This window comes from Microbacterium petrolearium, assembly GCF_054782875.1.
Genome location: NZ_BAAGRQ010000030.1, coordinates 1 through 10106, shown reverse-complemented (window position 1 = coordinate 10106; position 10106 = coordinate 1). Strand labels below are relative to the sequence as shown.

Sequence of the window (10106 nt, the reverse complement as noted above, 5' to 3'; positions counted from 1 at the left end):
CGGCTGCACTCCACCCTCGGCTACCGCACCCCCGCCGAGACCCGGGCCGCCTACTACGCCCAGACCGCAACCGCGGCCTGAAATCCACAAAGAGATCGTCTACGAAGCTTGACACAGCCCAGGCCCCCGTTCCTTCCGCGAACCCGCCCTCGATCCGCGAGCCCGCGCCGGATCCGGCGCGGGCTCGGTGAACGAGCGCGGGTTCGGCGTCAGTGCGGGGGCGCGAGGATCGCTGTGGCGGCGGCGAGGGCCGCCTCGGCGGCGGGGCCTTCGGCCTCGAGGGTGACCGGGGTGCCGGGGGAGAGCTCGAGGTCCATTACCGCGAGCACGCTGGCGGCGTTGACCACGCGGCCCCCGATCAGCAGGTGCAGCGTGCCGGGCAGCTGCCGCGCGAGCTGGGCGAGCTGCGCGGCGGGGCGCGCGTGCAGCCCGTCGGCCGCCGTCACCACGATGTTCCGCTGCACGCCCCCACGCTACCGGCCGCCCCACGCTGGCGACGGCGCCCTCTTTGCGCGAACCCGCCCTCGATCCGCGAACCCGCCGTCGATCCGCGAACCCGCGCCGGATCCGGGGCGGGTTCGGCGATCGAGCGCGGGTTCGGCGTCAGGGGCGGATGCCGAAGGAGGCCAGGTGCGCGCCGAGCGCGCGGGCGTTCGGCATGTCGCGATCCATCCATCGGACGAAAGGCTCCTGGGTGCGGCCCCGGATCCAGTCCTCGCGGCGCTTCTCGTCGATGAGAGCCTGTTCCGGAGTGCGCCCCGCGAGGAAGTCCGGATCGCGGTACTTCGTCGCGCCGTCGACCTCGCCGATCCCGCGGCGGAAGCGGAAGTCGAGCAGGTACTCCGCGCCGTTCGGGCCGGGGAACGGCTCTTGGATCCGGACGTTCCGGAAGCCGAGAACATGGAGGAACCACCGGCTCGCGCTCTCGAGGGGAGATCCGGATCGCGGATCGGCGAAGGCCGCGACCTCCCGTGCCCGCCGGATGCCGCGCGCACCGGGAAGGCAGGCGATGCGCCGCATCAATCGGGCGCGGAGCTCGTCCGCGCCCTCGGGCGCCATCGCGAGAGCGGCGTCGGCGACGGCGACACCGCTCTCTGGCGGGATCGCGCGGATGACGTCGCAGACCGTGCGGTCGAGCGATGTGACGGGCATGCCGTCCACCATCGTCAGATCGTCGTCCGTGAAGGGCACCTCGTGGCGCATGACGAAGGGGTTCTTCGCCGCGACGCGGTCGGCGTGGCAGAGCACGTGGACGCGCTCGTCCCGCAGGCGGAACAGCGGGAGCCCGTGCGCGGCCGCGGCGGTGATGCCCGCGAGCACGAGCGGTCCGCGGCTGGCGCGGAGGGCGGTCGCCGCTGCGGAGCGCTGGCGCTGCTCAATCGGGGCCGCGGTCCAGTCGGCCGCGTCGACGTAGGCGCCGGGCCGGATCCGGTGGATGCGCCCCGCCGCCACGGCTTGGCGGATCGCGTGATCGCTGGCCCCGGCGTGCTCGAGATCCGTGCGGCTGTACACGGTGAGGTTCTGGCCCATGCCCAGACCCTGCCCGACGCGCCGCCGCCGGGCCGCCTCTCCACAGCCGGTTCTCCCGTGCCGCTCGCTCCGGCCGCCTGTGGACGAGCCGCCGCTCCCTCCTCCGGCCCCGCGAACCCGCGCTCGATCAGCGAACCCGCCCCGGATGGAGCGCGGGTTCGGCGAAGGAGCGCGGGTTCGGCGGAGGAGGGGTCAGGACAACTCGGCGAGCAGCTCCCGCACCGCGGCGTCGAGGGCGGCGAGGCGGGCGGCGGCGTCGGGCGTGTCCGCGCCGCGGACGTCGAGGTAGACCTTGAGCTTGGGCTCCGTGCCGCTCGGGCGCACGATGACGCGCGAGCCGTCGTCGAGCGCGTAGCGCAGCACGTCGCCCGAGGGCAGGCCGGGCGCGCCCGCCGCGAGGTCGTCGGCGCGCGTGACGGCGCGCTCGCCGAAGGTGGCGGGCGGATCGGCGCGCAGCGCGGCCATGATCCGCCCGATGACCGCCACGTCGTCGACGCGGATCGACACCTGGCCGTCGCGGTAGACGCCGATCTCGGCCGTGAGCTCGTCGAGCAGGTCGGCGATCGTCGCGCCGCGGCCGCGCGCCTCGGCGGCCAGGCCCAGCACGGCCACGGCGGCCGAGACGCCGTCCTTGTCGCGCACCGTCTCGGGGTTGACGAGGTAGCCCAGCGCCTCCTCGTACCCGAACACGAGCCCGGGCGCGCGCGAGATCCACTTGAAGCCCGTGAGGGTCTCGCGGAAGCCGAGGCCGTAGCGCTCGGCGATCGCGCTCAGCCCGGGCGACGACACGAGCGAGCACGCGAGCGTCGCCCCCGGCGTGCCCTGGGCCGCGCGGGCCGCGCGCAGGCCCAGCAGCAGGCCGATCTCGTTGCCCGTGAGTCGCCGCCAGCCCTCGCCGTCCGGGATCGCCACGGCCAGCCGATCCGCATCCGGATCGTGCGCGAGCACGAACTCCGCCCCGGCGGCGGTCGCCGTCTCGTAGGCCAGGTCCATGGCCCCCGGCTCCTCGGGGTTGGGGAACGACACGGTCGGGAACGTGCCGTCCGGATCGATCTGCGCGGCCGTGAGGGCCGGCCGCGGGTAGCCGGCCGCGTCGAGCACGCGCGCGAAGGTATGCCAGCCGACGCCGTGCATCGCCGTGTACGCCCAGTTCATGCCGGAAGCGGCATGCGGTGCGGGAGCGACGGCGGCCGTCGCCGCGACGTACGCGTCGACGACGGCCTCGGGCGCGAGCTCGTACTCTCCCCGCGGCAGCTCGCCCACACGGGCGGTGTCCGCGACGCGCTGGATGTGCGCCGCGATCTCGCCGTCGGCGGGGGAGACGATCTGCGATCCCGCGTCCTCGCCGCCGAGGTACACCTTGTAGCCGTTGTCGTCGGGCGGGTTGTGGCTCGCGGTGACCATGACGCCCGCGTCGGCGCCGAGGTGCCGCAGCGCGAACGCCAGCACGGGCGTGGGCAGCAGCCGCGGCAGCAGCACGGCCCGCAGGCCCGCGCCCGCGAACAGCTCGGCCGAGTCGCGCGCGAACACGTCGGAGTTGCGGCGCCCGTCGTAGCCGACGACCACGACCGGCGCGCGATCCGGGATGCGCTCGCGCAGGTACGCGGCGAATCCGGCGGCGGCCTGCGACACGAGCACCCGGTTCATGCGCAGGGGCCCGGCGCCGAGCGCGCCGCGCAGCCCGGCCGTGCCGAACTGCAGCCGTCCCGCGAACCGCCCCTCGAGCTCTGCCGCGGCGTCGGCGTCGCCGCCCTCGGCCGCCCCGATGAGCGCCTCGAGCTCGGCGCGGGTCACCGCGTCCGGATCCTGCGCCGCCCACGCGCGGGCGCGATCGAGCGCCGTCACGACGCGATCCGTCCGATCACATCCGCCAGCAGACGCGAGATCCGCCCCTCCGCCTCGCGGCCGGCCTCGATGACCTCCTCGTGGCTGAGCGGGGTGGGCGAGATGCCGGCGGCGAGGTTGGTGATGAGCGAGAAGCCCAGCACCTCCATGCCGGCCTGGCGCGCCGCGATGGCCTCGAGCGCCGTGGACATGCCCACGATGTCGCCGCCGATCGCCCTCGCCATCCGCACCTCCGCCGGGGTCTCGTACTGCGGCCCGCGGAACTGGCAGTACACGCCCTCGTCGAGCGACGGATCCACTTCGCGCGCGACGGCCCGCAGGCGCGCGGAGTACAGATCCGTCATGTCGATGAACGTCGCACCCTCGAGCGGGGTGTCCGCGGTGAGGTTGAGGTGGTCGCTGATGAGCACGGGCTGGCCGGGCGTCCACGTCTCGCGGATGCCGCCGGCGCCGTTGGTGAGCACCATCGTCGTCGCGCCGGCCGCGGCCGCCGTGCGCACGCTGTGCACCACGCGGCGCACGCCGTGGCCCTCGTAGTAGTGGGTGCGCGCGCCGATGACGAGCACATGCCGGCCCGAGGCCGTGCGCACCGAGCGCAGGGTGCCGACGTGGCCCTCCAGCGCGGGGCGCGAGAATCCGGTGACCTCGGTGGCCGGGACCGTCGCGACGGTCTCGCCGATGAGGTCGGCGGCCTTGCCCCAGCCGCTGCCGAGGGTGACGGCGATGTCGTGCCGCTCCACGCCGGTGAGGCGTGCGATGTCGTCCGCTGCCCGGCGCGCGACCACGAACGGGTCGGCCGGGGGATCGAGGGGATGCGTCATCACACGAGGATAGACCGGCCCGGGCTGACGCCGCCGGTGTCGCCGAACCCGCGCCCGATCCGCGAACCCGCGCCGGATCGAGGGCGGGCTCGCGGATCGAGGGCGGGTTCGCGGTCGGGAGAGTCGGGGATGCCCCCGCGGCGGATAGGGAAGAATGGGCCGCATGACCTTCGACTTCGAGCGCAAGCAGCGGATCGCGATCATCGGCGGCGGACCGGGCGGCTACGAGGCGGCGATCGCGGGCGCGCAGCTCGGCGCCGAGGTGACGCTCATCGAGAGCACCGGCGTGGGCGGATCCGCGATCCTCACCGACGTGGTGCCCTCGAAGACGCTCATCGCCACGGCCGACGCCGCGCGCTCGATCGGCGACGCGGGCGACCTGGGCGTGCAGTTCTACGCCAAGGGCGAGAACGGCAAGCCCCTCAAGCCCGAGGTCGCCATCAACCTGCTCGCCGTGAACAAGCGCATCCTCGCGCTGGCCGGGCAGCAGTCCGAGGACATCCGCGAGCAGCTGCTCGAGGCGGGCGTCAAGGTCATCTCGGGCCACGGCCGGCTCGAGGGCGACGAGGCCGTCGTCGTGTCGACGGGGCCGAAGGGCACCGACTTCGACCGGATCGAGGCCGACACGTTCGTCATCTCGGTGGGCGCCTCGCCGCGCGAGCTGCCGGGCGCCAAGCCGGACGGGGACCGCATCCTCACGTGGAAGCAGCTGTACGACCTCGAGTCGGTGCCCGAGCATCTCATCGTCGTCGGATCGGGCGTGACGGGGGCCGAGTTCGCGTCGGCGTACATGAACCTCGGCTCGCAGGTGACCCTCGTCTCCAGCCGCGAGCAGGTGCTGCCGGGCGAGGACCCCGACGCCGCGAAGGTGCTCGAGAAGGTGTTCCGCCGCGGCGGCATGAAGCTGCTCGCCAAGTCGCGCGCCGAGAAGGTCGTGAACACGGGCGACGGCGTGGTCGTGACGCTCTCCGACGGATCCACCGTCGAGGGCTCGCACTGCCTCATGGCGGTCGGCGCGGTGCCGAACACGAAGGATCTGGGGCTCGAGACGGCGGGCGTGCAGCTGGCCGACTCCGGTCACATCATGGTCAACAAGGTGGGGCGCACGTCGGTGCCGAACATCTACGCGGTGGGCGACTGCACGAACCTCGTGCCGCTGGCCTCGGTCGCCGGCATGCTCGGCCGCACCGCGGTGTTCCACGCGATGGGCGATGCGGTCATCCCGTTCTCGGAGCGCCGGATCGCGTCGAACATCTTCACGAGCCCCGAGATCGCGACGGTCGGCTGGACGCAGGAGGAGGGCGCGGCCGTCTACAAGCTGCCGCTCGAGGCCAACGCGCGCGCCAAGATGATGGGCGTGAAGGACGGCTTCGTGAAGCTGTTCGCGCGCGAGGCATCGGGCACGATCATCGGCGGCGTCGTCGTCGCCCCCAAGGCGAGCGAGCTGATCTTCCCGATCGCGATCGCGGTCGAGCGCCGCCTGACGGTGGATCAGCTGGGCCGCGTCTTCGCCGCGTACCCGTCGCTGACGACCTCGATCACCGACGCGGCCCGCGCGATGCACGGCGTCGACCTCCGCGGCCGCGCCTGACGCTCGCTATCATCGACGGCATGGACGGCCTGGAGCGGATCACCTTCGATCGCGATGTCGCCCATGGCCGCGCCACGATCCGGGGTACGCGCGTGCGTGTCTCGGACGTGCTCGCCCTGCTCGCGGCGGGCGTGACGGCCGATGAGATCGTCGAGGACTACCCGTACCTCGAGCCTGCTGATGTGTCGGCCGTGCTCGCGTTCGCTGCTGCGGAAGCCGACCATCCCGTGCTCCTCGCGGGCTGACGGTGACGCGCTTCCTCGTCGACGCCCAACTTCCGCCCGCGCTCGCGCGCATGCTGAGCTTGGCCGGCTGGGACGCCGAGCATGTCGCCGACATCGGGATGCTCGCCGCCACGGATGCGGAGATCATCGCGTATGCCACCTCCCGTGACGCCGTCATCGTCACGAAGGATGAGGACTTCGCCGTGCTTCGTCGCTCGGCAGCGGGTGCGGTGCCCGCTGTCGTGTGGATCCGCGTGGGCAATACGAGCCGCCGGGCGCTGCTGGAATGGCTCGCGCCCCGAATGGATGACGTCGTGCAGCTTCTTGCAGCGGGCGAACGACTGATCGAGATCCGCTGAGGTGGCGCGGTGCGGCCGATGCGGCAACCCCTCGGTTGCTGAACGGAGCGAGCGAAGCGAGCGCAGATGAAGCGACCTCAGCAAGTCCCGCTCGTTGTGCGGAGCGGAGGGATCAGTGGCTGACGGCGGGGAGGCAGCCGCCGTCCATGATGATCCCGCCCTCGTGTGCGACACATGCAAACATGTCTACGAGCGTTCTCAGCGTGCGCCTGCCGGACGACATCAAGGCCCGGCTCGATGCACGCGCCGCATCCACGGGGCATCCAGCGGCCTACTACGTGCGCGAGGCCGTGACCGACCACCTCGATGAGATCGAGTACGCGTACACCCGGCGCGCCGAGGCCGAAGCGATTCGCCGGGGCGAGGCGCGCACACGATCCCTCGAAGAGGTGGCCACGGACCTCGGGATCTGACCCGAGACCCTGGGGAGTGCCGCAGGGGTGGTGCGAGCGGGCCGAGGGTCGATCTTCTCGACACCGACCCACGGCGCTCGACCTTGAGCGTTGATCACGCGGAGCGAGTCAACGTGCCGTTGACAAGCGGTTGCGGTGGTCGCTTCATCTCCGCGGCCTCCGGCCGCTCCGTTCAGCAACCGGTCGGATGAACCCCACGGTTGCTGAACGGAGCGAGGGCAGATGAAGCGACCTCCGCAACTCCCGGGCGCGCGGAACGTCAGACGATCTGCAGCAGCTGGTGGCCGGCGGGGACCGTGGTGCCCGGGGTGGCGTCGACGGCGGCGATGACGCCGTCCTTGTGCGCCTGCAGCGGCTGCTCCATCTTCATCGCCTCGAGCACGACCACCAGGTCGCCCTTGACGACCTCCTGGCCCTCCTCGACGGCGACCTTGACGACCGTCGCCTGCATCGGCGACTTCAGTGCGTCGCCCGAGGCGCCGGTCGAGACCGCTCCGCCGCTGTGCGAGCGGCGCGACGGGGGAGCGGCGGCCGGGCGGCCGGCGGACGCGACCGATGCGGTGATCCGATCCGGCAGGCTCACCTCGAGGCGCTTGCCCGCGACCTCGACGACCACGGTGTGGCGCGGCTCGGGTGCGGCGGGCGGCTCGAGCTCGCCGTCCCATGCGGGGATGTCGTTGTGGAACTCGGTCTCGATCCAGCGCGTGTAGACGCCGAACGATCCGTCCTCCGCCGTGAAGGCGGGCTCGCGAACGACCTTGCGGTGGAAGGGCAGCACCGTGGGGAGTCCGGCGACCTCGAACTCGTCGAGGGCGCGGCGGGAGCGCTCGAGAGCCTCGGCGCGGTCCTTGCCCGTGACGATGATCTTCGCGAGCAGCGAGTCGAAGGCGCCGCTCACGCTGTCGCCGGCCGTGACACCCGAGTCGAGGCGGATGCCGGGGCCGCCGAAGGTCTTGAAGACGTGGATCGGGCCGGGCTGGGGCAGGAATCCGCGGCCCGGGTCCTCGCCGTTGATGCGGAACTCGATCGAGTGGCCCTGCGGCGCGGGGTCGTCGTAGTCGATCGTGCCGCCCGCCGCGATCCGGAACTGCTCGCGGACGAGGTCGATCCCGGTGACCTCCTCGGAGACGGGGTGCTCGACCTGGAGGCGCGTGTTGACCTCGAGGAACGAGATGGTGCCGTCGGCGCCGATGAGGAACTCGCACGTGCCGGCGCCGGTGTAGCCGACCTCGCGCAGGATCGCCTTGGAGGCGTCGTAGAGGATGCGGTTCTGCACGTCGGTGAGGAAGGGCGCGGGCGCCTCCTCGACGAGCTTCTGGTGGCGGCGCTGCAGCGAGCAGTCGCGCGTGGAGATGACGACGACGTTGCCCTCCGCGTCGGCGAGGCACTGGGTCTCGACGTGGCGCGGCTTGTCGAGGTACTTCTCGACGAAGCACTCGCCGCGGCCGAAGGCGGCGATCGCCTCGCGGGTGGCCGACTCGAACAGCTCGGGGATCTCCTCGAGGGTGCGGGCGACCTTGAGGCCGCGGCCGCCGCCGCCGTATGCGGCCTTGATCGCGATGGGCAGGCCGACCTGCTCGGCGAAGGCGACGACCTCGTCGGCGGTGTCGACGGGGCCGGGCGTGCCGGGGGCGAGGGGCGCGCCGACCTTCTCGGCCACGTGGCGCGCGGTGACCTTGTCGCCGAGGGCCTCGATGGCCTCGGGCGAGGGGCCGATCCAGACGAGCCCGGCGCCGATGACGGCGCGGGCGAACTCGGCGTTCTCGGCGAGGAATCCGTACCCGGGGTGCACGGCGTCGGCGCCGGATCGGCGGGCGACGGCGAGGATCTTGTCGATCTTCAGGTAGGTGTCGGCGCTCGTCTCGCCGCCCAGCGCGTAGGCCTCGTCCGCGAGCTTGGCGTGAAGGGCGTCGCGGTCCTGGTCGGCGTACACGGCGACGGACCCGAGCCCGGCGTCGCGGGCTGCCCGGATGATGCGGACGGCGATCTCGCCGCGGTTGGCGATGAGGACCTTGCTGAGCGCACGGGGGACGGACATGGATTTCAGCCTAGTAACGGCCGCCCCCGCTCCTTTGAGCGCCCCCGACAACAAAGCGCGGGATTCGTGTCGTGATGTCTACGACGTGCGGTTCCAGAGGTCGGGCCAGGTGATGCCGAGGTCGCGGACGAGGCGGCGGATCGTGGAGAGCGACATGCCGATGACCGTGGAGGGGTCGCCCTCGACGCGCTCGATGAACGCGCCGCCCAGGCTGTCGACGGTGAAGGCGCCGGCGACGTGCAGCGGTTCGCCGGTGGCGACGTAGGTCGCGATCTCGGCGTCGTCCACGTCGGCTGCGAACGAGACGGACGCCTCGGCGACGTTGTGCACCTCGCGCGGCTCGGTGCCGGGGGCGACGCGGATGACGCTGTGGCCGGAGTGCAGCACGCCCGTGCGGCCGCGCATCTCGCGCCAGCGGGCGGTGGCGTTCTCGGCGGTGTACGGCTTGCCGTAGACGACCCCGTCGAGCTCGAACATGGAGTCGCCGCCGATGACGATGCCGTCGAAGGCCTCGCGGGCGAGGCGCGTCGCGACGTCCTGCGCCTTGAGGCGGGCGAGGACGAGCACGTGCTCGGCGGGCGGGAGCGTGCGCCCCTCGGCGGCCTCGATGGCGGCGATCTCGGCCTCCTCGTCCACGCCGGGCGCCTCGAGGCGCGGCTCGATGCCGACCTGGCGCATGAGCATGAGGCGGGCGGGCGACGTGGAGGCGAGGCAGACCTGCATGTGTCCACGGTATCGAGCGGTGCGGTGGTGGCTTGCCAGAGGGTTGTCGGTGTCGGGCGGGTCGCGGTGGTCGCTTCATCTACGGCGCTTCGCGCCTCCGCTCAGCAACCGATGGGGGTGGTGCGAGGATCCGTTCGGCAGCCGATTGGGTTGTGCGCGGCTCGTTCGGCAGCCGATTAGGTGGTGCGCGGATCCGTTCGGCGACAGACCGGGACGTGCGCGGCTTCGTTCGTCAGCCGGTGGGGGTGTGCGGCTCGTTCGGCGGCCGATCGGCTGCTGGGCGGTTCTGTTCAGCGACCGGTCGACTGTGCCGCGCGGTTTCTGTAGGAGCGGGGGACGGCTCGGTCCGGTCCGCTGGGCCCGGGGTGGCTCATGCGCGCGATCCCCGGGGCGGGGTCAGGCGGCGCGTGGCGGCGGCCCCAAGGCCCAGCGGAGGGGGGAGCGGGTGGGGAGTTCGGTGGGTTCGCTGCTGTCGGGTGGGTGGAGCAGGAAGGGGCCGTGGCGGTCGCGGGTGATGCGGTAGCGGTGGTGGTGGAGGTTCATGTGGTGGAACCTGCACAGG

General features: G+C 72.6%; 10 protein-coding genes. 4 read left to right on the top strand and 6 right to left on the bottom strand.

Annotated features, from left to right (window positions below):
• Positions 1-209: 209 nt before the first annotated feature.
• From ACYVJ0_RS13205 to ACYVJ0_RS13190, 4 genes are all read right to left on the bottom strand, one after another.
• The gene (locus ACYVJ0_RS13205; RefSeq protein ID WP_460818303.1) at positions 210-464 is read right to left on the bottom strand and encodes an HPr family phosphocarrier protein; all 255 of its coding nucleotides are present in this window, start codon (positions 462-464) and stop codon (positions 210-212) included.
• 139 nt (positions 465-603) lie between these two features.
• A complete protein-coding gene (locus ACYVJ0_RS13200) occupies positions 604-1530 on the bottom strand; it encodes a hypothetical protein (protein ID WP_460818302.1) in 927 nt (308 codons plus the stop codon).
• Positions 1531-1722: 192 nt separating this feature from the next.
• Positions 1723-3375 carry a phospho-sugar mutase gene (locus tag ACYVJ0_RS13195; protein ID WP_460818300.1) on the bottom strand — a complete coding sequence of 551 codons (1653 nt, stop codon included), beginning with the start codon at positions 3373-3375 and terminating at the stop codon, positions 1723-1725.
• The gene (locus tag ACYVJ0_RS13190) at positions 3372-4196 is read right to left on the bottom strand and encodes a purine-nucleoside phosphorylase (RefSeq protein WP_449854045.1); all 825 of its coding nucleotides are present in this window, start codon (positions 4194-4196) and stop codon (positions 3372-3374) included. The genes ACYVJ0_RS13195 and ACYVJ0_RS13190 overlap by 4 nt, the downstream gene beginning before the upstream one ends.
• A 163-nt stretch (positions 4197-4359) precedes the next feature.
• Between ACYVJ0_RS13190 and ACYVJ0_RS13185 the strand changes: the two genes are divergently transcribed.
• The 4 genes from ACYVJ0_RS13185 (at position 4360) to relB (ending at position 6783) form a co-directional block, all read left to right on the top strand.
• Positions 4360-5787, top strand: a complete 1428-nt coding sequence (locus ACYVJ0_RS13185; protein WP_460818299.1) for an NAD(P)H-quinone dehydrogenase — start codon at positions 4360-4362, stop codon at positions 5785-5787.
• Between the two features lie 20 nt (positions 5788-5807).
• On the top strand, positions 5808-6032 hold the full coding sequence (locus ACYVJ0_RS13180) for a DUF433 domain-containing protein (protein WP_460818297.1): 225 nt from the start codon (positions 5808-5810) through the stop codon (positions 6030-6032).
• 2 nt (positions 6033-6034) lie between these two features.
• The gene (locus ACYVJ0_RS13175) at positions 6035-6370 is read left to right on the top strand and encodes a DUF5615 family PIN-like protein (RefSeq protein ID WP_460818296.1); all 336 of its coding nucleotides are present in this window, start codon (positions 6035-6037) and stop codon (positions 6368-6370) included.
• 182 nt (positions 6371-6552) lie between these two features.
• Positions 6553-6783, top strand: coding sequence for a type II toxin-antitoxin system RelB family antitoxin (gene relB / locus ACYVJ0_RS13170; RefSeq protein WP_460818294.1), 231 nt, complete (start codon positions 6553-6555; stop codon positions 6781-6783).
• A gap of 259 nt (positions 6784-7042) precedes the next feature.
• Here relB and ACYVJ0_RS13165 read toward each other — a convergent pair whose 3' ends face one another.
• On the bottom strand, positions 7043-8821 hold the full coding sequence (locus tag ACYVJ0_RS13165; RefSeq protein WP_460818292.1) for an acetyl/propionyl/methylcrotonyl-CoA carboxylase subunit alpha: 1779 nt from the start codon (positions 8819-8821) through the stop codon (positions 7043-7045).
• 78 nt (positions 8822-8899) lie between these two features.
• Positions 8900-9544, bottom strand: coding sequence for a Maf family protein (locus tag ACYVJ0_RS13160; protein WP_460818290.1), 645 nt, complete (start codon positions 9542-9544; stop codon positions 8900-8902).
• Between the last annotated feature and the right edge of the window lie 562 nt (positions 9545-10106).

What these genes read in the sequence shown, in the direction of transcription:
- ACYVJ0_RS13165 (WP_460818292.1), bottom strand. Translation starts at nt 8,821, where the DNA reads ATGTCCGTCCCCCGTGCGCTCAGCAAGGTCCTCATCGCCAACCGCGGC.
- ACYVJ0_RS13180 (WP_460818297.1), top strand. Translation starts at nt 5,808, where the DNA reads ATGGACGGCCTGGAGCGGATCACCTTCGATCGCGATGTCGCCCATGGC.
- ACYVJ0_RS13200 (WP_460818302.1), bottom strand. Translation starts at nt 1,530, where the DNA reads ATGGGCCAGAACCTCACCGTGTACAGCCGCACGGATCTCGAGCACGCC.
- ACYVJ0_RS13160 (WP_460818290.1), bottom strand. Translation starts at nt 9,544, where the DNA reads ATGCAGGTCTGCCTCGCCTCCACGTCGCCCGCCCGCCTCATGCTCATG.
- relB (WP_460818294.1), top strand. Translation starts at nt 6,553, where the DNA reads ATGTCTACGAGCGTTCTCAGCGTGCGCCTGCCGGACGACATCAAGGCC.
- ACYVJ0_RS13185 (WP_460818299.1), top strand. Translation starts at nt 4,360, where the DNA reads ATGACCTTCGACTTCGAGCGCAAGCAGCGGATCGCGATCATCGGCGGC.
- ACYVJ0_RS13190 (WP_449854045.1), bottom strand. Translation starts at nt 4,196, where the DNA reads ATGACGCATCCCCTCGATCCCCCGGCCGACCCGTTCGTGGTCGCGCGC.